General features: G+C 50.2%; 16 protein-coding genes and 1 tRNA gene. 7 read left to right on the forward strand and 10 right to left on the reverse strand.

Annotated elements, in window-relative coordinates; translation table 11 throughout:
* Positions 1 to 81 precede the first annotated feature (81 nt).
* The 6 genes from AAE250_RS03800 to AAE250_RS03825 form a co-directional block, all read right to left on the reverse strand.
* Positions 82 to 1,548 (reverse strand): TolC family protein, encoded by a 1,467-nt coding sequence (locus AAE250_RS03800; protein WP_294600876.1) that lies wholly within the window; start codon positions 1,546 to 1,548, stop codon positions 82 to 84.
* A gap of 214 nt (positions 1,549 to 1,762) precedes the next feature.
* Positions 1,763 to 2,305, reverse strand: a complete 543-nt coding sequence (locus AAE250_RS03805) for an HU family DNA-binding protein (RefSeq protein WP_294600878.1) — start codon at positions 2,303 to 2,305, stop codon at positions 1,763 to 1,765.
* A gap of 293 nt (positions 2,306 to 2,598) precedes the next feature.
* Positions 2,599 to 4,587 (reverse strand): hypothetical protein, encoded by a 1,989-nt coding sequence (locus AAE250_RS03810; RefSeq protein ID WP_294600879.1) that lies wholly within the window; start codon positions 4,585 to 4,587, stop codon positions 2,599 to 2,601.
* Positions 4,584 to 4,838, reverse strand: a complete 255-nt coding sequence (locus tag AAE250_RS03815; RefSeq protein ID WP_294600881.1) for a hypothetical protein — start codon at positions 4,836 to 4,838, stop codon at positions 4,584 to 4,586. Before AAE250_RS03815 ends, AAE250_RS03810 begins: the two co-directional genes overlap by 4 nt.
* A 354-nt stretch (positions 4,839 to 5,192) precedes the next feature.
* Positions 5,193 to 7,163: a hypothetical protein gene (locus AAE250_RS03820; protein WP_294600882.1), complete on the reverse strand. Its 1,971-nt coding sequence runs from the start codon at positions 7,161 to 7,163 to the stop codon at positions 5,193 to 5,195.
* The gene (locus AAE250_RS03825; RefSeq protein ID WP_294600884.1) at positions 7,160 to 7,384 is read right to left on the reverse strand and encodes a hypothetical protein; all 225 of its coding nucleotides are present in this window, start codon (positions 7,382 to 7,384) and stop codon (positions 7,160 to 7,162) included. The genes AAE250_RS03820 and AAE250_RS03825 overlap by 4 nt, the downstream gene beginning before the upstream one ends.
* 402 nt (positions 7,385 to 7,786) lie before the next feature.
* Between AAE250_RS03825 and AAE250_RS03830 the strand changes: the two genes are divergently transcribed.
* The 5 genes from AAE250_RS03830 (at position 7,787) to AAE250_RS03850 (ending at position 15,347) form a co-directional block, all read left to right on the forward strand.
* Positions 7,787 to 9,283, forward strand: coding sequence for a cobyric acid synthase (locus tag AAE250_RS03830; protein WP_294600886.1), 1,497 nt, complete (start codon positions 7,787 to 7,789; stop codon positions 9,281 to 9,283).
* A complete protein-coding gene (locus AAE250_RS03835; protein ID WP_294600888.1) occupies positions 9,276 to 10,370 on the forward strand; it encodes a threonine-phosphate decarboxylase in 1,095 nt (364 codons plus the stop codon). The genes AAE250_RS03830 and AAE250_RS03835 overlap by 8 nt, the downstream gene beginning before the upstream one ends.
* Positions 10,371 to 10,421: 51 nt before the next feature.
* A complete protein-coding gene (cbiB, locus tag AAE250_RS03840; protein WP_446715726.1) occupies positions 10,422 to 11,390 on the forward strand; it encodes an adenosylcobinamide-phosphate synthase CbiB in 969 nt (322 codons plus the stop codon).
* Between the two features lie 115 nt (positions 11,391 to 11,505).
* On the forward strand, positions 11,506 to 13,392 hold the full coding sequence (locus AAE250_RS03845) for a sensor histidine kinase (RefSeq protein WP_294600892.1): 1,887 nt from the start codon (positions 11,506 to 11,508) through the stop codon (positions 13,390 to 13,392).
* The gene (locus AAE250_RS03850) at positions 13,389 to 15,347 is read left to right on the forward strand and encodes a sensor histidine kinase (RefSeq protein ID WP_294600894.1); all 1,959 of its coding nucleotides are present in this window, start codon (positions 13,389 to 13,391) and stop codon (positions 15,345 to 15,347) included. The genes AAE250_RS03845 and AAE250_RS03850 overlap by 4 nt, the downstream gene beginning before the upstream one ends.
* A 21-nt stretch (positions 15,348 to 15,368) precedes the next feature.
* Here AAE250_RS03850 and cobC read toward each other — a convergent pair whose 3' ends face one another.
* Genes cobC through cobU form a run of 4 tightly spaced genes read right to left on the reverse strand, consistent with a single transcriptional unit; the run spans position 15,369 to position 18,270 of the window.
* Positions 15,369 to 15,908, reverse strand: a complete 540-nt coding sequence (cobC, locus tag AAE250_RS03855) for an alpha-ribazole phosphatase (protein ID WP_294600896.1) — start codon at positions 15,906 to 15,908, stop codon at positions 15,369 to 15,371.
* A 1-nt stretch (position 15,909) separates the two neighbouring features.
* A complete protein-coding gene (gene cobS / locus AAE250_RS03860; RefSeq protein ID WP_294600898.1) occupies positions 15,910 to 16,653 on the reverse strand; it encodes an adenosylcobinamide-GDP ribazoletransferase in 744 nt (247 codons plus the stop codon).
* Positions 16,654 to 16,699: 46 nt separating this feature from the next.
* Positions 16,700 to 17,737, reverse strand: a complete 1,038-nt coding sequence (gene cobT, locus AAE250_RS03865) for a nicotinate-nucleotide--dimethylbenzimidazole phosphoribosyltransferase (RefSeq protein WP_294600900.1) — start codon at positions 17,735 to 17,737, stop codon at positions 16,700 to 16,702.
* 20 nt (positions 17,738 to 17,757) lie between these two features.
* Complete coding sequence (gene cobU, locus AAE250_RS03870) at positions 17,758 to 18,270, reverse strand: bifunctional adenosylcobinamide kinase/adenosylcobinamide-phosphate guanylyltransferase (RefSeq protein ID WP_294600901.1); 513 nt, start codon at positions 18,268 to 18,270, stop codon at positions 17,758 to 17,760.
* Between the two features lie 194 nt (positions 18,271 to 18,464).
* Here cobU and AAE250_RS03875 point away from each other — a divergent pair.
* Together AAE250_RS03875 and AAE250_RS03880 are read left to right on the forward strand one after the other, a co-directional pair.
* Positions 18,465 to 18,537 (forward strand) — tRNA-Gly (locus AAE250_RS03875).
* A 384-nt stretch (positions 18,538 to 18,921) separates the two neighbouring features.
* Positions 18,922 to 19,659: a FadR/GntR family transcriptional regulator gene (locus AAE250_RS03880; RefSeq protein ID WP_294600903.1), complete on the forward strand. Its 738-nt coding sequence runs from the start codon at positions 18,922 to 18,924 to the stop codon at positions 19,657 to 19,659.
* Positions 19,660 to 19,673: the final 14 nt, after the last annotated feature.

Raw genomic sequence — 19,673 nt, forward strand, 5'->3', positions numbered from 1 at the left:
AGCAGTGCTATCTTCATTCCCCTCCTCCCGGGAGGAGGGGAATGAAGTTACTTTAGTAGGCATATTCATGTTGTTAAATTCTCATTCAACGAAGTACTGTTCGAACCGTTCCGGTGTGCCGCACAGCGCCAGCAGGTTCATCAGCGCCACATCGTATTCGTAGTAGGCTGCCAGACGCGCCACCCGCACGGTGGCCAGCATCGTCTCGGCATCTACGACCTCGGTGCTGGTGGCCATGCCTTCGGCGAATGATTTCTGCCGGATGCGCACCAGCTCTTCGCTCAGACTGATGGTGGTGTTCAGGGCGCTGACGTTGTCCTGCGCCTTTTGCAGTTGCGTGTAGAGCTTGTCGATGCCTACACTCAGGTCCGCCTTTGCCTTCTCTTGTCCCAGGGCCAGCGTCTGCTGGGCTATCTTCGACTGGCGGATGCGCTTTTCGCGTGCCAGGCCGTCGAACAGATTCCAGGTGAAGCCGATGCCTACTATGGTGCGGGGCACGAGGTTGCTCTGTATGCCGTGGGCGTAGAGCGTCTGCTTGCCGAAGAGGGCGATGTCCGGCAGGTAGCCGCTTTGGTCGATGCGGAGCTGCTGGCGGGCGATGTGCTGCTGCAGGCCGAGTTGCTGCACGGTGTAGTTCTCCACCTGCATGGCCTGCACGAACTCTTCTTTGGCGGGCAGCCGGTCGTTGATGAAGAGCGGGGAGGTGGGGTGGATGCTGCATGTGTCCTCCAGGTTGAGCAGGGTGCGCAGGGCGCTTTGCACCACGCTGACTTCCTTCCGGGCCGCCTCCAGTGCCCGCTGCGCCTCGTCCATGTTCACTTGTGCCAGCAGGCGTCCGGCTTTGTCTATCATTCCGGCGGCTTCCAGTTTCAGGGCATTCTGGTAGTGGCGCGTCAGGCTGTTGTAAGTCTCCTGCCGCACGCGGACTACTTCCCGGGCTAGCTGCAGTCCGAAGTAGCTTTCGGCGAGCAGGGTGCGCTGCGTGGCATCGGTCTGCTCGCGGTTCTCGCGGGCCAGGTCTATCATAGTGTTGCCTATCCGGGAGGCGCGGATGCGCTTGCCGCCGGAGAAGACGATCCATTCGGCGGTCAGGCCTACGGTGGTCAGGTTGCGGGGGGCGAGGGGGAAGGCAAGGGTGTGGGCGCCTATCTGGTCGAGGATACCGCTGATGAACCGGTCGTCCGGCAGGACGGTGTGTACAAAATCCTTGGCCGGGTCGGTGAACTGTGAGAGGGGTTGCTTTACTTCTATCTTCTCGGAGAGGTGGACGTAGGTGCCGGCGCCTTGCAGCGAGGGGTACCAAAGGGCGTTCAGTTTGTCGCGCTCGGCGCGGGCGGATTCTACGGCGCGGTCGGCTATCTTCAGGCTGCGGTTGCCGGTGTGCAGTTGCCGCAGGGCGTCGCCGAAGCTCAGGGGGAGGGCGGCGGAGCTCAGGGGCTGGGCGGCGTCGGAGGCAAGGGGCCGGGCGTCTTGTGCCGTTATCCCGTTGCTGGCCAATAGCATGGCGGCCAGGGCCGGAAGCAGTTTCCGGCATGATAGATTATTCATAAGTTCGTTCGGTTTAGGGGTTCTTGCTCCTTGTAACAAGGGAGAAGGAGAATTGTTCGGGAGAGGGGAAGGAGGATACCGAGGTCTGATATGAGTGCTTACCGATGATATGATTTCAGGCACGGATTACACGGAATTCACGGTTTTAGTATTATGCAAAGCAACCGTGAATTCCCTGTAATCCGTGCCTGAAGAATGTTCTTGTGCAATCGGCTTATCCCAGCGGATTTTCGCTTTGGTCGCCGTCGCTGCCGCCACTACCTTCACCGGAGCCGCCTTGCTGACCGTCACCGCCTTGTCCGGGCTTGCGGGCTGCCACTTTGTATTCCTGGTAGGCCTTGAGCGAGGGGTAGGAGAAGCCTTCTTCCACGATGCCGACGTTCTCGAAGGAGAGTCCGTTCTTGACGGCGGACAGCAGTTCCTTGCTGGGGGTAAAGATGACTTTGACGTTCTTCATCATGGTGGCGGCGTCGAAAAGTTCGGGAGAGCTGACACCGGCGCTGCCGAAGCTGAGGCGGAGGGTGCCGAGTTCGCCCAGGCGGACGCTGTTGCCCTGCTGTAGCTCGTGGGGGATGCCGTCGCATACGAGGTTGAAGGCCGATTCCAGTTCCGTGGGGGCGGTAGTGGTGTTGCGGGTCACGACCTTGCATACGGCGCGGGTGTCCATACGGTTCACTACGGAGGGGTTGGCGTACCATTTGCCTGGTTCGTCTTTCTTCATGGGGTTCTTCTTGAATGCCAATTTGTATTTAGCCATAATTATAAATATATTGTGAAGCTTTCCGTCGGTGTCTTGTCACACGGTGATGTGGCTGTAGTTTCGTCTGCCGGCTTCCGGTTTCGGGTTAATAAAATATTCGAGATAGATATGAATTATATTTTTTAGAAAACGGAGATATCTCCCGTTGAAAATGCGCATATCTCCATTTTTAACGCCAGATATCTCCCGTGAAAAATGCGTATATCTCTATTTTTAACGGGAGATATCTCCGTTTTCAGCGCCGTGCGCCTCCCGTTTTTCCGTGTCGGGCGGGAGGCGGCGGGTAGGAGCTATGGGGCTTGATGCTGGTCCTCGCAATCGGGGGTGCTGCCATAGTTGTTTCCAATTGCCGGATTCCCCGGGGTCGGTGTGCCGTCGGCTTCGAGCACGGTGCCGGCATGGGTGTTGCAGGAGTAGATGGTGCCGATATTCCTTCCGGTAAGTCCTCCGGCATTTGCCCAGGAGCTTGTTGTTGCTTTCTTTATAGTTCCCACGTTCAGGCAGGTGTGCATGGTGCGATTGTTGGACATATTTCCAATGATTCCTCCCAGGTAGAAACCATTTTCGGTGTTGGGGCTTGTCACTTCCCCGTAGTTGGTGCAGCCGGACAAATTGTAGCTGGATCCTGCAATGCCTCCGGTGTTGGGGTAGTTATCGGTTGATATACCTGCCGTAATCTTGCCGTCGTTCACGCAGTTTGTGATGATGTATTTGCTGCTAGAACTGCCTCCTGCAATGCCTCCGGTATCGCAAGAGGATGCTCCCGTGCCTCCCGTCACTTCTCCATGATTGCTGCAATCGGTGATGGCTGTACAACTACCTGTGATGCCTCCGGTCCAGGATGTTTGGGCAACTGATTTGCCTCCGGTCACCTTGCCGTAGTTGTGGCAGTTCTTCACTTCTGTGTTTGAACCATTCCCACTCCCTACAATGCTGCCGGTGCAATAATAGTTACCACTTGTTGTTCCTCCTGTTACTTCCGCATTCATGTTCAGGTTCTGTACGGTGGCATCATTTATATAACCGAAGAAGCCAAAATGTATTTCACCGCTTTGCTCTGCCGTAGTTGCATGCAGCTTTCCATAAATGGTGTGCCTGGCGCCGTCAAAGTTTCCTTTGAAAGGTATATAATAACTTGTTCCTATTGGTGTCCACTCGTCCGCCGTCACATAGATATCGGTGGTCAGCTTGATGTATTTGCCGGAATAGTCTGTTCCTCCGGCGGATGTTCCTTTGTTCACCTGCTCCACGAAGTACTTCAGTTCGGCGGCATTGGTGATGAGGTAGGGGGTGGCTTCGCTGTCTCCGTCACCGCTGCCCGTGCCGAAGCCTTGGGCTGGTTGCATATCATTGCTGAAAGTCTTGTCATCGATCTTGTCCCAATCGTCCTTGCCGATGGTGGCGGTATAGCGCTTCCCTTTTTGATAGATGTCTTGGATGAGATTCCTTGTAAAGCTATATATTGTTCCGTTGGCTGTAGTGAGGGTGATCTGCATTTTATCTCCGTTCTCCATGTCATTTGAGGTAAGCATATAAGCCTTTAGCTTGCGGTCGGCCTGTATGTCGATATTTTGCAATCCTAACGAGACTATACCAATTGCTTCTGATGCTCCACCACCGAATCCCCCCGTACCGAAGTTTCCTTTTATATCCAGTCTTATCGGGCTTCCGTCTGTTCCTATATTATATGTTGTGGGAAGCGTAAGGTCGAAGGTCAATAACGTGAGATAGGTACCGAAAGTAACCTTGCTTTCCAGATTCAGCACTTGGGCAGCAATAAAATTATTGTCAGATAGATGCTTCATGTCTCCATTTCCATTCTGTACCTGCTCCAGTATAGAGAGCGGAGAGTGGTTGGGATCATATATCTTCGGCATCCTGCTGGCGGGATATGCAATCATATATCCCGCAGCCTGGCCTTCCGGCAGTCTCCCTTCAAAGGTTCCGTCGTCTGTTCCTGCGCCTTGTGTCAAGGTGAAAGTGTAGCCCTGAAAAGAAGATTGGGATCCTGATTCTACGATATAAACCATGATGGCGTCTCCTTCGCTCCAGGTGGTCTTTACTCCTTCCGTGCCGTTGTCCGTGAAGTCCATGCGCGTCTGCACACCGCTTTGGGGCAGATTGGCGCGTAAGGTTACTTTCTTTCCTTCGTTTCCGGAGGGGGTGTTGGCGGATGTTTCCAACTCGTTGGTGCAGGCGGTTGCCAGCATCAGCGTCAGACTCAGGGCGAAGAGGATGCCTGCGCCCGTCTGTTGTATTCTTTTCTTCAGTGTCTTCATTGTTCTATGGTAAGAATGTCGTTAATCAAGTCTTCAATATCGCTGGCAGTGCCTGCGCTGTAGGAGTTGGCTCTTTTCGCCGGTGCGGAGCCGAACATGCTCTCGCCATCTTCGTAGCCGGGTGATGTGGCACTTCCGTTGGCGCTGCCCGTCATTACGCTGCCTTCTACGGCCATTTCAATCACTTCGATGCAAGGGGGAAGGTATGCCGCCCGCTTCATCTGCTGGTTTGTTGTTCTTTCTTTTTTCATAACTTTATCGGATTAATTTGATGTATAGATGCAAAGCGGGCATCGGTCGGCAGCACGCAGTGAAAGTGCTGCAGGCAGATGCCCGCAAGGAGGTCCGGCTGCGCAAAATAGCCGGGTACTGTTCGTAAATGTTTACATTAACGGGGGGGGGGGTAAAAGCCTTAAAACCGCTTGTAGAAGCGGATGCAGCGTGTGCGGCAGGTAGATTGGGCTTTCGAGGGTCATGTTTTATTTATTAATGTTTACAGCATGCAAAGTTACACATTCATTCGAGACGGTCAAGGAATATGTGGTGTTTTTTCTTCCCCCCCGTTTTTCTGTATCGGGGGGGAGAGAGATTTGTTTGGGGAGGGGCTAACGGGGTTTGTGTGTCTTGTCTTCGCAAGTGGGGGTGCTGCCATAGTTTATTCCGATTGCCGGATTACCCGGGGTCGGTGCGCCGTCAGCTTCGAGCACGGTGCCGGCATGGGTATTGCAGGAATAGATGGTGCCGGAATTGAATCCGGCAAGTCCTCCGGCATTTGCCCAAGAGCTTGCTGTTGTTTTCTTTATCGTTCCCACGTTCAGGCAGGTGTGCATGGTGCGATTGCTGCTCAGATTTCCGATGATTCCTCCCAAGGAGAAGCTATTTTCGGTGTCGGGGCTTGTCACTTCTCCGTAGTTGGTGCAGCCGACCAAATTGTAGCTGGATCCTGCAATGCCTCCGGTGTAGGTGTAGCTACTGCCGGTGGTTAAGCCTGCCGTAATCTTGCCGGTGTTCATGCAGTTTGTGATGGTGTAGTTGCTGCTAGAGCAGCCTCCTACAATACCTCCGGTATCACTGGTGTTTTTTCCCGTACCTCCTGTCACTTCTCCATGATTGCTGCAATTGGCGATGGTTGTACAACTGCCTGCGATGCCTCCGGTCCAGGATGTTTGGGCAGTTGATTTGCCTCCGGTCACCTTGCCGTAGTTATGGCAGTTCTTCACTTCTGAGCTTGAGCTATCATACCCTGCAATACTGCCGGTACAATAATAGTTATCACTTGTTGCTCCTCCTATTACTTCTGCATTCATGTTCAAGTTTTGTATGGTGGCACCTTTTATATAGCCGAAGAAACCGAAGTATATTTCATGGTTTTGCTCTGCTTTGGCTGCGTGCAGCTTTCCATAGATAGTGTGCCCGTCACCGTCAAAGTTTCCTGCGAAATATATGGAACTACTTGTTCCTATCGGTGTCCACTCGTCCGCCGTCACATAGATGTCGGTGGTCAGCTTGATGTATTCGCCGGAATACTTCGTTCCTCCGTTCACCTGCTTCACGAAGTACATCAGTTCGGCGGCATTGGTGATGAGGTAGGGGTTGGCTTCGCTGCCGTCACCAGGGTTGCCTTGGGCGTTCGTGCCGAAGCCTGAGGCTTCTGTAGTTTTGTTGTCGAAAGTTTTGAGGGAGATATTGTCCCAATCGTCCTCACCGATGGTGGCGGTATAGCGCACCCCTCCTTGCTTAATGTCTTTGGCGAGATTCTTTGTGAAGCTATATATTGTTCCGTTGTCTGTAGTGAGGGTGATTTGCATTTCATCTCCGCTATCCATTTCAATAGAGGTCAGCATATAAGCCTTCAGCTTGCGGTCGGTCTGTATGCTGATGTTCTGTAATCCCAACGAAAGCATCTTAATTGATTCTGACTCACCGAATCCCCCCGTACCGAAGTATCCTTTTATATCCAGCCTTATCGGGCTTCCGTCTTCTACGGCATTGTATGTTGTGGGAAGCGTGAGGTCGAAGGTCAATAACGTGAGACCGGTAATGAAAGTAACCTTGCTTTTCAGATCCTCCACTTGGGTAAAAATAAAATTATAGTCAGAGAGATGCCTCATGTCTCCATTTCCATCCTGTACGTTCCCCAGGATGGAGAGTGGAGAGTGTTCTGTGAATACCTCCGGCATCTTGCTGGCCGGATATCCAATCAAATATCCCATTGCTTCGTCTTCCGGCAGTATCCCTTCAAAGGTTCCGTCGATTGTTCCTTCGCCCTCTGTCAAGGTGAAAGTGTAGCCCTGAAAAGAAGATTGTGACTCTGATTCCATGACATATACCATAATGGCATCTCCTTCGCTCCAGGTGGTCTTTACTCCTTCTTCGCCTTCGTCCGTGAAGTTCATGCGCGTCTGTGCACCGCTCTGGGGCAGATTGGCATGTAAGGTTACTTTCTTTCCTTCGTTTTCGGAGGTGGTGGCGGTGTTTTCCAACTCATTGGTGCAGGCGGTTGCCAGCAGCGTCAGACCCAGGGCGAAGGACATGCCTGCACCCGTCTGTTGTATTCTTTTCTTCAGTGTCTTCATTGCTCTATGGTAAGGATATCGTTAATTAAGTCTTCAATATCGCTTGCAATGCCGGCGCTGTAGGAGTTGGACCTTTTCGCTGGTGCGGAGCCGAATATGCTTCCGCCTTCGCTGTAGCCTGGTGCTGTGGCACTTCCGCTGACGCTGCCTACCATTACACTGCCTTCTACGGCCATTTCAATCACTTCGATGCAAGGGGGAAGGTACGTCGCCCGCTTCATCTGTTTCTTTGTGGTTTTTTCTTTTTTCATAACTTTGTTTGATTAGTTGGATATGTAAATGCAAAGCGGGCATCTGTCGGCAGCACGCAGTGAAGGTGCTGCAGGCAGATGCCCGCAAGGAAGTCCGGTTGTGCAAGACGACCGGTGTGTATTCGTAAATGTTTACATTGACGGGGGGGGGGGTAAAAGCCTTTAAACCCGCTTGTCGAAGCGGATGCAGCGTGTGCGGCAGGCGGCTTTGGCTTTTGAGGATCATGCTTTGTTTAGTTAGTATTTGTAGCTCACAAAGTTACAGATTCATTTGAAACAACCAAAGAATATAGGATGTTTTTTCTTTCATCCCTCCCAGTTGCTATTCTGCATGAAGTTTTGTACCTTTGCAGGCGTAAGCTTGAATGAAATATGAAGAAACTTCATCCCCTCATGCTGGCCGGTACGGGCAGCGACGTAGGTAAGAGTATCATTGCCGCCGCCTTCTGCCGCATCTTCCGCCAGGACGGCTACCGGCCCGCCCCCTTCAAGGCGCAGAATATGGCGCTCAACTCCTACGCCACCCCCGAAGGCCTCGAGATAGGCCGCGCCCAAGCCGTGCAGGCCGAAGCGGCCGGTGTGCCTTGTCATACGGATATGAATCCGCTACTGCTGAAACCCTCTTCCGACCACACCTCACAAGTCGTCCTCAACGGGCGTCCTATTGGTAACCGCGACGCTTACGACTATTTCCGCAAGGAAGGACGCGAAGAACTGCGCCGCGAAGTCTGTGCTGCCTACGATCGCCTTGCCGCCCGCTATAATCCTGTCGTGCTGGAAGGCGCCGGCAGCATCTCCGAAATCAATCTGCGCGACACCGACCTCGTCAACCTGCCCATGGCCCTGCATGCCGGCGCCGACGTCATCCTCGTGGGCGACATCGATCGTGGCGGCGTCTTTGCCAGCGTCTACGGCTCGCTGCAGCTGCTCCGTCCCCATGAGCGGGAGCGCATCAAGGGCATTCTTATCAATAAGTTCCGTGGCGACATCCGCTTGTTTGAGTCCGGCATCACGATGCTCGAAGAGCTGTGCGGCATCCCCGTGGTAGGCGTAGTGCCTTACTACCGTGATATCTATATCGAAGAAGAAGACAGCGTGGCGCTGGCCACCAAGTCCGTGCGTGCCGAGCAGGGCAAAGTGAACATCTCCGTCGTCCTGCTGCGCCACCTCAGCAACTTTACCGACTTCAACGTGCTGGAGCGCGACCCGCGCGTGCACCTCTTCTATACCAACAACGTAGACGAATTGGCCAAAGCCGACATCATCCTGCTGCCCGGCTCCAAAAGCACCCTCGACGACCTCTGCGAACTGCGCCGCAACGGCGTAGCCGCAGCCATCATCCGCGCCCATCGCGAAGGCGCCACGGTGATGGGCATCTGCGGCGGCTATCAGATGATGGGGCAGGAGGTCTGCGACCCTGACCGCGTGGAGGGGGACATCGAACGCCTGCCCGGACTGGGGCTGCTGCCCGTCAGCACCCGCATGACGGGGGAGAAGGTGACGCAGCAGGTACGCTTTCAATTGACAACTGCCAATTGTCAATTGTTAGAGGGGTACGAGATTCACATGGGCGAAACCCTCCCCGTAGAAGGTGCTCCTGCCTCCCCTCTGAATCTGCTGGAAGACGGCAGCGCCGACGGCTATTTCGTAGACCACAGCTGTATGGGAACTTACATCCACGGCATTCTGGACAACCCGGCATTCATCGACTTCCTGCTCCGCCCCTTTGCCGACAAGCTGTCCGAAACAGCAGATACTTTCGATTACCACCGATTCAAAGAAGAACAATACGATAAGCTTGCCGACCACGTGCGCCGCCACGTCAACCTGCCGCTCGTCTACCAAATACTGACAAAAAACCATGATTGAAGGACACGGAGACGACTCCTATAAATATCAGCGCCCCATAACGGCGAATTTCAGCTCGAACGTCTACAGCCGCGTAGACCTCTCTGCCCTGAAGGCGCATCTGTGCCGGTGCATCAACGGCGACGGGGCTTCTGACTTGCCGACGTCGGCTTTGTCGGCTTCTGCTTCGTCTGTCTCTTGCTCCCTTTCGTCCTATCCCGAGCCGGAGCCTTACACGCTCGAGTCCCGCCTTGCCCGCCGCCACCGTCTTCCTGCCGAAGCTGTATGCGTGACGAACGGTGCCACCGAAGCCATCTATCTCACGGCACAAACCTTCCGCGGCACAAACAGCGCCATCCTTCAGCCTACCTTCAGCGAGTATGCCGATGCTTGCCGCATGCACGGACACCGGGTGACCTCGCTTTATCAACTCCCGTCGGTGCACGAGGGAGGACTTTTGCCGGAAGAAGTACGTATGCTTTGGCTTTGCAATCCCAATAATCCCACGGGCGCAGTGGTCGATAAGGACTATCTGACGGAGCTTATCGAACGCAACCCGCAAGTCTGTTTCGTTATCGACCAGTCATACGAATACTTCACCCTGCGTCCGCTCTTCTCTGCGGCCGAAGCGGCGGCTTTTCCCAATGTCCTGCTGCTGCACTCCATGACCAAGCGTTATGCCGTTCCCGGCCTGCGTCTGGGCTACGTTACCGGTGCGCCGAATTTGTTGCACCGCCTGCGTACCAACCGCATGCCCTGGTCGGTCAACCAGCTTGCCATTGAAGCGGGGCTTCATCTGTTGGAACACGATGTTCCCAATCCGCTGGATGTGGAGTCCTACTTGCAAGAGGCTTCCTGCCTGCGCCTTGCGCTCGAAGCGCTGGGAGGACTGGAGGTATGGACCACCGAAACCCATTTCATGTTGGTGCGCCTTCGCGTTGGTAAGGCTTCTGCCTTGAAAGACTACCTTGCGCAGGAGCATGGCATCCTCATCCGTGATGCCTCCAATTTTGACGGACTCGACGCCGGCTTCTTCCGCATAGCCACGCAGACGTGCGAGGAGAATGACCGGCTGGTGGAAGCAATAGGGCAGTGGCTTGAAGCTTAATGTGACTGAATGACAGACAGTACAGTTATATCGAATGCTAAATAAAACAATATAATGGAACATCTTTCTCTCATTATAGGCTCTGCCTTCCTCCTAAACCTGCCGCTGCTGGCAGCCTGGCTGCTGGACCGCTGGCTGGGCGACCCCGTTCGCTTGCCGCATCCTGTCGTTGCCTTCGGTCGTGCCATCTCTTTCTTTGAGCATCGTCTGAACCACGGACGTGCCCGTTTCCTGAAGGGCGCTTTCACGACATTGCTCCTCGTGGCAGCCGTCTACTTTCTGTCTTCCTTGCTGCTCCGTTACGTTGCGCGCCTTTCTCCCGAAGTGCTTCTGGGATTGCAGATACTCCTTATCTTCTACTGCCTGGCCGGTACCACCCTTGTTCGTGAAGTTCGCATGGTCTTCGAGGCTGTGGACCGCTCACTGGACGAAGGCCGGAAGCAAGTAGCCCGTATCGTAGGCCGCGATACTTCCGAACTATCAGCCCAGGAAGTACGTACCGCCGCCCTCGAAACCCTTGCCGAGAATTTGAGCGACGGTGTCATTGCTCCTCTATTCTGGTATATTCTTCTCGGCGTCCCCGGCATGCTCGCCTACAAGATGGTGAATACCCTCGACTCGATGATAGGTTATCGCAACGAACGTTATCGCCGCTTTGGCTGTTTTGCCGCCCGGCTGGACGATGTTGCCAATTACATCCCTGCCCGGCTCACCGCTTTCCTTATGGTCCTTGCCTCCGGGCGCTTTTCTCTACTCTCCTTTGTAGGCTGCTACGGACACCAGCATGCCAGCCCTAACTCCGGTTATCCTGAGGCTGCCCTTGCCGGTATTCTCAACTGTCGCTTCGGCGGTCCTCATAATTACTTCGGCAAGGAAGTTTGGAAACCTTACATCGGATATAACAATCGTCCTCTCTCCACAGGGGATATGCGTTTGGCCATCCGTATCAATCGCCGTGCAGAGACATTGATGATAGTAATAGCCCTGCTGATTGCCACTATCGTTTCTTTTTACTTTTAAGACGTTGTTATTTTTACAGATTCTTTGCCCGTTGAAAAGTTTGTGATATATTTGCAGAGGATGTTGCATCCGGGAGGCAAACCGGTACACAAAACGAACAAACAAAATAACTCTCATGAGTAGAATATTAAAATACACGCTTCTTCTTCTCTTTTGTACCGGCAGTACATTGCTTGCCTCAGCAGCCGAAACTGACATTGAAGACTCTTTGGAAGAGAATGAGAACAGTGCAGCGTACGAAGTTATTTCTACTTTTCACAACAGCATTGGTTTCGATTACCTTACCAAGGAAGAAATTGACTCGCTGAATGCCGATAGCCTCTTGGCCGATTTGGATGAGTCGAGGCGTTATCATGCCTATTTTGACTTTGGCCGGATATTGACCAAATCCTACCTCTTTCGTGGGGAAGTTCGTCTTGCCATCGCTTTGAGCGACCAGATGTATTCCAAAGCCCGCGCCCTTTCCTATCCCTTCGGGAATGCTCTTGCTTTGAATGCCATGGGGGAGGTCTACACTTATACGGATCGGCTCCTGGAAGCCGGTATTGCCTACGAAAAAGCTCTCGAACTGCTGGATGACATGACGGGAGAGGATGTGCGTATCCGTCTGTTGTTGATTGAGTTGATAGATTATAATCTGCGCATTCAGAACCAGAGTGCCGCTTCGCATTACCTTGCCCGCCTGAACCATTATCCCAAGGAAGAACTGTCTACCCAGGAAGTGGCCATGCGACACATTGCTAATACTTCTTATCAACTGTTCAAGGAAGATATAAAAACTGCCCGTCAGCATTTGGATCAGTTGGAGCTGCTTCAAGTGAGATTAATCCCCGGTATTCAGGAATATCTTTTGATTGTGAACGCCCGCTACCTGGAGGCTGCCGGAGATTATGAAAAGGCGCTGGATGCGTATCGGAAGTTCTTGCAAACCGATTATGCCCGGATTAATCATACCCTCTACCAGGAAACACTTCAGGAAGAAGCTGATCTGCTGCTGAAGATGGGAAATAAAGAGGAAGCTTACAATCAGTATCGTGAAGCCTTCTCCTACATCAAGTCTTCCTTCGACAAGAATTATCCGAAGGAGATTGACCAACTCTCCACCCGCTTTCAGGCAGACCAACTGGCCTATCAGAACGAACACGACCGCATTGTCTCTATGCGTTTCTATCTGGCAGGTATCATTTTTTTTGTATTGCTTCTGATAGTTCTTCTTATTCTCGGCTGGAAAAAAATATTCCGCTTGAAGCGCTCCCAGCAGTGCCAGGAAGCAATGAAGCAGAGAGCGGAGCAAGCCATACAGCGCAAGAATCTTTTCCTTTCGAACATGAGCCATGAGGTACGTACTCCGCTGAATGCCATCGTCGGCTTCTCTGCCGTATTGACTGACGATGACGAATCTTTTGATGATGAATCGCGCCGGGAGTTCTCCGAGATTATTAAAGTGAACTCTTTCCAACTGCTGAAACTGATTAATGATATATTGGACTTCTCTGACTTCGAGAACGACAACATCACGTTCAATATACAAGAACATGATGCCGTGAAGCTATGTCGCGAGGTAGTGGAGACTGTGGTCGCTTCCCGCAAGATGGAAGTAGAAATGCGTTTCGATACCGACTTGTCTGTCCTGATGCTCGATACGGATGACGCCCGCCTTCGCCAGGTGCTGATAAACCTGCTGGTCAACGCTACCAAGTTTACAGAAGAAGGTTCCATTGTTTTAGAATTGAAAAAGACCGATGACAAAACAGCATTCTTCTCTGTCACCGATACCGGATGTGGTATTCCGCTGGAAAAGCAGCAATTGATTTTTGAGCGGTTCGAGAAACTGAATGATTATGTGCAAGGAAGCGGACTGGGACTTTCTATCTGCCAGCTCATCGTTAGATATATGAACGGCAGGTTGTGGGTGGACAGTGAGTACACACAAGGTGCGCGTTTCTGCTTCACACATCCTTTGAAGTATAACCCTGCATCACACCAAGAAACAGCACCATGAAACGAATCCTACTTATCATATACAGCTTGCTTTGCGGATGGATCTGTCCTTTGATGGCCGAAGATGCCGATGCACTCCGCTATCAGGACAGCATCTTGCAGGTGGCCGATGCTCTGCCTGCCACTCTGGCCCGTTTGACGTATCTTCGTGATATGACTTACCGACACCAGTATGCACCTTATAATATGACGTTCTCTACCCGCCTTTATAAAGAAGCGAAACAACAGAAGAATGTGTTCTACGAAAATCTGGGAGCTTACTATCTGGCATCATGCTATGACAAGAAGCACGATGCAGACAGTCTGGCCTATTGGGTGAATATCCTGAAAGAGTTTGTTCCTCAAGTCGGTACGTACGATTATTATCTGGAACAGAAGGCTGCCATCAGTCGTGCTTTGGCCTCCAAACGGCAGATAGAAAAAGCGGTGTATGTGGCCAAGGAAACGCTGGAAGAATCAGTGCAGCATCACAGCAATAACGGAAAGGTGGCGGCATGCAACAGTTTGGGATGTGCTTATGGCGTGTCCAGTCGCACCAAGGAAGCGCTGAATGTCTTTCTGGAAGCCTATAAAAGTTTCTCGCCTCAAACAAAGGCAAGTTTGAAGATTGATATTCTGTCGCGTATAGCCCAAGTATACGGCAATTCCGGACATGACAGTTTGCGGCTTCCCTACCTTTTGGAGATGGACAGCACTTTGCAGGAAGTCATTTCCAACGAACCGGAGACCCGGAAGAATTGGGCTAATTTTGAGATCGACTGCCAGATAAAGTATATTCTTCACTATTTTAGCGTGGACCTTGACAAGGCGCACGAACATATTGAAAAGGTGAAGCAACTGCTTGGCCCGCATGTCGATCCGGTATTCTGGCTGAATGTGCAGTTGATACAGCTTCAATACTATAACAGAACCAACGAACCCGACAAGAGCATTGCTCTGATAGACGAGGTTACTTCTACGGTACTGAATAATTATGTATCCACTTTTGCCACACTGATAACATACAAAGCAAGTATACAGTACGAAAAAGGAGATATCGACGGTGCTATCGAAAGCTACCGCTATCTGATACATAAGCAAGATTCTCTGAATAACGCCTTTTCTGCCAATCAATTACAGCAGGTCAAGGAAATCTATCACATTGACGAACTGTTGTTGGAGAAGCAGAAGATTCAGGATACCAATTACCGCAGAGGATTTATGTTCCTGATAATTGTCCTGTTGCTGGCACTACTTTTTTATCTTTATACCCACTATCTTTCCACCAAGATTGCAGGCGTTGAGAAGCAGACTGCTGAGGCAGCCCTACAGGCCGAGACAGACAACATCGCAAAAGATCGTTTGAAGTCGGAGATCAGCCACGACATACGTACGCCGCTGAATGTGGTGGTAGGATTTGCCGAATTACTGACCGGAACGGAAGAGCTGGACAAAGAGACTAAAAAAGAATACGGACGAATCATTCAGACGAATGCAGAAAGCTTGCTGAGCTATGTCAACAGTATCTTGGAACTCTCCCGGTTGGAATCCGGTAAGACCCAATACGTGCAGGAGGAGTGCGATGTATTGCAGCTGTGCGAGAAGGCGATGCGGTTCATCAATGAGCAGGAGAACTTATGTGTATTCGTTACTTTGCAGACAGATATAGACAGGCAAGAGGTACAGACTGACAAAAGATGGTTTGAAACCTTGCTTACCAGCATACTGACCCCATTGGAAAATGACGCGGAACATTACCAGGCCCTTGTCCGTATTAAGAAGGACAGGACCAAGTCTGTTCTTTGCTTCGATGTGATAAATGCTCCGCTTGCCAAAATGCATTTTGAGAGTAAGACAAGCTTGATCCGCCATGAAATCAATGCACACTTCATTCACCACTTCGGAGGAATCTACAAAGTGCAGGCCGAGGCGGCAGAAGGGCCGACCATCTCGTTTACTATTCCTTATCAGCGTTGAGCTGCTACTTGTCAGTAGTGGTTATTCTTTCCCGATGTGGATGCGGACAATGCCTCCATAAGGAGTCAGCGCTCCGAAGGCTTCTTCCCATTTCAGAGTGCTGGCATAGATTTGTGCACAAATCAATACGCCGCCATGGGCAAAGATTGCTACCCGTTCGTAAGGCATGTTTTTCAATTCATTCAGGAAACCACTGACGCGTTGGTATAGCATCATAAAGGACTCTCCGCCGGTAGCGGCTACATTCAGATAGTCGGCATACCACTCCTGTAGGCGCGGATCATCGTTGCCGTCAAATGGCTTCATTTCCCATTCACCAAAGTTTATTTCCATAATCCGCTTATCTCGTTCGGCATCCGGATATCCGCAGTAAGTGGCAAGGCGCACGCAGCGGGTGAGGGGACTGGTATAAACATGATCGAAGGGAAGATACGCTTTCAAGTTTTCTGCCGTAACGGCGGCTTCTTGTTCGAATGTGGGTTTCAAGGGGACGTCCGTCTGGCCGTAACATATTCCGGGTGCGACGTCTACTGAGGTGTGACGAATAAGGGTTACTTCCATATTATATATAGTTTATTATTAGGCTTCCGATATAGAAAGATAGTTCGCAGAGCAGGAAAGTAGCTCCGCAGCAGTCGCCGGTGTATCCCTGTAAGCGTTGTTTCATCAGACGGCAGAGCAGGAAGAAGGTGAGTACCGGAAATAGGAGGGCAGGCCACATCTTCATTGGGAGAAACAAAACAAATGGCAATACTCCGCAAATAAGGGCGACTGTCCATTCTCCCTTGCTCATCCGGTTGTATACTACTTTAGCCTTGCTTTCTTCTTCTCTTCGGGCGTAGGGCAGAAAATTGACAATCTGCGATGCGCAGAACTTAGACCAGCAGTCTCCGCTGAAAACGAGGGCACAAAGAAGATTCAAGGGTAAATCACGGAGCTGCAGTATCAGCAGGAAGTAGAATATCAGCCCGATGACACCATAACTTCCGATATGCGAATCCTTCATGATGGCAAGGGTTCGTTCCTTGGATGTCCCTCCGCCAAAGCCGTCGAAGAAATCTGCCAGGCCATCTTCGTGCAGGCATCCGGTGATGAGCAGCCGTGCAATGATGGCCATTATCCAGGCAAGCGATACGGGCAATATCTGTCCCGTCAGCCACAGAATACCGGCCATGATGCCTCCCGTCAGCCAACCCACCAACGACCAGTAGGGTACTACGTGCTTGAAGGCTTCTGCCGGCACCTCTTTTATCTTCCAGAAAGGCAGTCGTGTGAGGAATATAAATGCTGCCAGGATATTGTTCATAATTAACTGTTTAAAATCTGTAGAACGTTGTGTCTCCGTAATGAATTTAAAAGTATTTGGTAATGGAAGCATGTGCAAAATTATCCATTTCGTTCATCATCCGCACGGCAGAGTCAACAATAGGATATGCACAAATAGCTCCCGTTCCTTCTCCCAACCGCAGACCTAAGTTTAATAACGGTTTGGCATGCAGGGCATCGAGCACCAGTTTATGGCCGGCTTCATCGCCGCAATGCCCGAAGATAGCATAATCCAATACTTCGGGATATAGTTTGCTGGCAGCCAGGATGCAGTTGGTCATGATGAATCCGTCTACCAGAATAATCATTTTCAGTTCGGCGGCTTTCAGCATGGCGCCTATTGCCATTACCATTTCCAGCCCGCCAAAGTAACGGATAATGTCCCGGGGGGAACCGTCTCCTTTATAATTCCCCAGCGATTGTTTTAGTACTTTATATTTATGGCGGACACCTGCATTATTCAGTCCGCTCCCTGCACCTACGCACTGCTCCAAAGGAATGCCGGTGAAGCAAGTCATCCATAAGGACGATGACGACGTATTTCCGATACCCATCTCGCCGAAACTAAGTACATTACTGCCTTCTTCGTGACAGCGGCACACCACTTCGGCACCCCGTTCCAGGCAAAGCTCCATTTCCTCTTCTGTCATGGCTGCTTCGTGTAGATAGTTGCGGGTACTTCTGCGCACTTTCATATCGATGATGCCTTTATCATAAGGCAGGTCGTAGTCTACACCTGCATCTACTATCTTTAAAGTGAATCCATGTTGCCGGCAGAGAAAATTAACGCCTGCACCTCCATGGAGGAAGTTGCTGATTTGTTGCCAGGTTATTTCTTTGGGAGAGAGGCTGACACCTTCGTCCACGATGCCATGGTCGGCTGCAAAGATAACATTTTGAGGATGTTCCAGGGTGGGGGATAATGTTTGTTGGATGAGGCCGATTTGAAGAGCCAGTTCTTCCAGCGTACCCAGCGAGCCTTTCGGCTTGGTCAGATTGTTGATCTTATCAATTAAAGCCGGACGTATGGCTTCGTCCGGGCGGGTGATATGAAATGTTTTCATCAGTCTTATGATTTTAATTCTTATTCTTTGATTTTCACAGGAATGCCGGATACCATCAATATCACTTCGTCTGCACGGGCGGCAATGTATTGGTTCATCCAGCCTTGCATATCCGTGAACTTTCGTTGCAGTTCGTTATCGGAAGTGGCACCCATACCTATCTCGTTGGTCACGAAGATAAAGGTGGCATCTTGCGCGGTGAAACGGTCGAATTCTTCTTTAGCGGCAGTGAGTGCACCGTCTATATCGGATTTCAGGTCAAAGAAGAAATTGGTACACCATAAGGTTACACAGTCTATCAGGATAACCCGACCTTCCAACCGGTGCCGGCTGAGTTCTTTTTCTTCTTCAATGTTTGTCCATTCCGGTCCGCGCCGTTCCTGGTGCCTGATGACCCGTTGGCGGAACTCTTCGTCCCAGATGCGTGCTGTGGCAAGGTAAACGGGGTTGGGAGAGAGGCTGAGCGCCAATTCCTCGGCATGTGTGCTTTTGCCGGAACGGGCTCCTCCGGTGATTAATATGATTCGTTTCATGTGATACCTTGATTTTACGGGAAGCAAATGTACATGATTTCCGTGGCAGTGGCAAGGATTGACATTAAAAAGAAAGAGGGATGCGTTAAGAAATATAGATAAAGGGGCAATTATTTCAAGAATCTTTTGCGCTTTTCTGAAAGAATTTATTAACTTTGTCGCCGTTTTCATAGCATAGCATTATGAAACAGTTTGCGGCAGTAGCTCAGTTGGTAGAGCATCAGCTTCCCAAGCTGAGGGTCACGAGTTCGAACCTCGCTTGCCGCTCGACTGAAAATCAGGCAGCTACAACTAAAGTAGCTGCTTTTTTTATAACTGATTGAAATTTATCGTCGGTTCGTAGCAAAGATCCTTCTCTATTATTAAGCATATTTTTTCTCTTTATTAATTTTTTGCTAGCTATTAAATAGTTTGTGAGCGTATTTTTCTCCTGATGCTTTAGTTTTCTTTATTAGTTGTATGATAGTGTAATAAAAGCGAAATAGATATTACATATATGAATTGTAATTTTATAAAAACACAATGGCTTTATAGTTAATAATAGTGAAATATACAATAATATATTCTTTATATGTTGCTTTTACTAAAAAATATTCATTTATTTGTCTGACAAATAATACTAATAGGATTAATAATAATACAATTTGGTATATGGAGAACTTGAAAATTGATGGTCAATCAATCACTTTGGTTGACCAAGTAGAAGACAAATTACTGAATTACTTTAAAAGTCAAGATTTGAAGGTAGGTGATTCTATTCCTAATGAAATAGAGTTAGCGTCAGCATTGGGCGTAGCTCGTAGTGTTCTTCGTGAAGCCCTTAGCCGTTTAAAGATGATGGGAATGATTGAAAGTCGTACACGACGTGGAATGATTCTAACTGAACCTTTTATTTTGGGAGGCATGAAGAGGGTAGTCGATCCTCGTATTATGAGTCAAGAATCTCTTCTTGATCTTCTTGGCTTCAGGGTTGCTCTGGAAATTGGAATTAGCAGCGATATTTTCCATCATATCACGGAACAAGATATTATAGAATTAGAAGAGATTGTAAATGCTGGTGTTGCATTGGGAAATAACGAATATGCTAATCTCAGTGAATATACTTTTCATTCAAAATTGTATGAGATAACAGGAAATAAAACAATCGTGCAATTTCAAAGTATAATTCATCCAGTAATGAATTTTGTGAAAACTAATTTGAGGGAGTTGGTTGAAACCATTAATATAGAATTAGAGAAAAAGGGGCAAATAGTAACGCATACCGATTTACTGAATTTTATCAAAAATAAGAATGAAATGGGCTATAGAAATGCTATTGAGCAACATTTTTATGTATATAAGAAGTTGATTTACGATAGAGTCGTACTGGGAGAACGAAATAAGGGTTAATCACGAAAAAAAGT

This window comes from Bacteroides sp. GD17 (assembly GCF_038448625.1).
Lineage (GTDB): Bacteria > Bacteroidota > Bacteroidia > Bacteroidales > Bacteroidaceae > Bacteroides.

Excerpts from the sequence above, each read along its gene's own strand:
- AAE250_RS03800 (WP_294600876.1), bottom strand. The coding sequence starts at position 1,548 with ATGAATAATCTATCATGCCGGAAACTGCTTCCGGCCCTGGCCGCCATG.
- AAE250_RS03805 (WP_294600878.1), bottom strand. The coding sequence starts at position 2,305 with ATGGCTAAATACAAATTGGCATTCAAGAAGAACCCCATGAAGAAAGAC.
- AAE250_RS03810 (WP_294600879.1), bottom strand. The coding sequence starts at position 4,587 with ATGAAGACACTGAAGAAAAGAATACAACAGACGGGCGCAGGCATCCTC.
- AAE250_RS03815 (WP_294600881.1), bottom strand. The coding sequence starts at position 4,838 with ATGAAAAAAGAAAGAACAACAAACCAGCAGATGAAGCGGGCGGCATAC.
- AAE250_RS03820 (WP_294600882.1), bottom strand. The coding sequence starts at position 7,163 with ATGAAGACACTGAAGAAAAGAATACAACAGACGGGTGCAGGCATGTCC.
- AAE250_RS03825 (WP_294600884.1), bottom strand. The coding sequence starts at position 7,384 with ATGAAGCGGGCGACGTACCTTCCCCCTTGCATCGAAGTGATTGAAATG.
- AAE250_RS03830 (WP_294600886.1), top strand. The coding sequence starts at position 7,787 with ATGAAGAAACTTCATCCCCTCATGCTGGCCGGTACGGGCAGCGACGTA.
- AAE250_RS03835 (WP_294600888.1), top strand. The coding sequence starts at position 9,276 with ATGATTGAAGGACACGGAGACGACTCCTATAAATATCAGCGCCCCATA.
- AAE250_RS03845 (WP_294600892.1), top strand. The coding sequence starts at position 11,506 with ATGAGTAGAATATTAAAATACACGCTTCTTCTTCTCTTTTGTACCGGC.
- AAE250_RS03850 (WP_294600894.1), top strand. The coding sequence starts at position 13,389 with ATGAAACGAATCCTACTTATCATATACAGCTTGCTTTGCGGATGGATC.
- cobC (WP_294600896.1), bottom strand. The coding sequence starts at position 15,908 with ATGGAAGTAACCCTTATTCGTCACACCTCAGTAGACGTCGCACCCGGA.
- cobS (WP_294600898.1), bottom strand. The coding sequence starts at position 16,653 with ATGAACAATATCCTGGCAGCATTTATATTCCTCACACGACTGCCTTTC.
- cobT (WP_294600900.1), bottom strand. The coding sequence starts at position 17,737 with ATGAAAACATTTCATATCACCCGCCCGGACGAAGCCATACGTCCGGCT.
- cobU (WP_294600901.1), bottom strand. The coding sequence starts at position 18,270 with ATGAAACGAATCATATTAATCACCGGAGGAGCCCGTTCCGGCAAAAGC.
- AAE250_RS03880 (WP_294600903.1), top strand. The coding sequence starts at position 18,922 with ATGGAGAACTTGAAAATTGATGGTCAATCAATCACTTTGGTTGACCAA.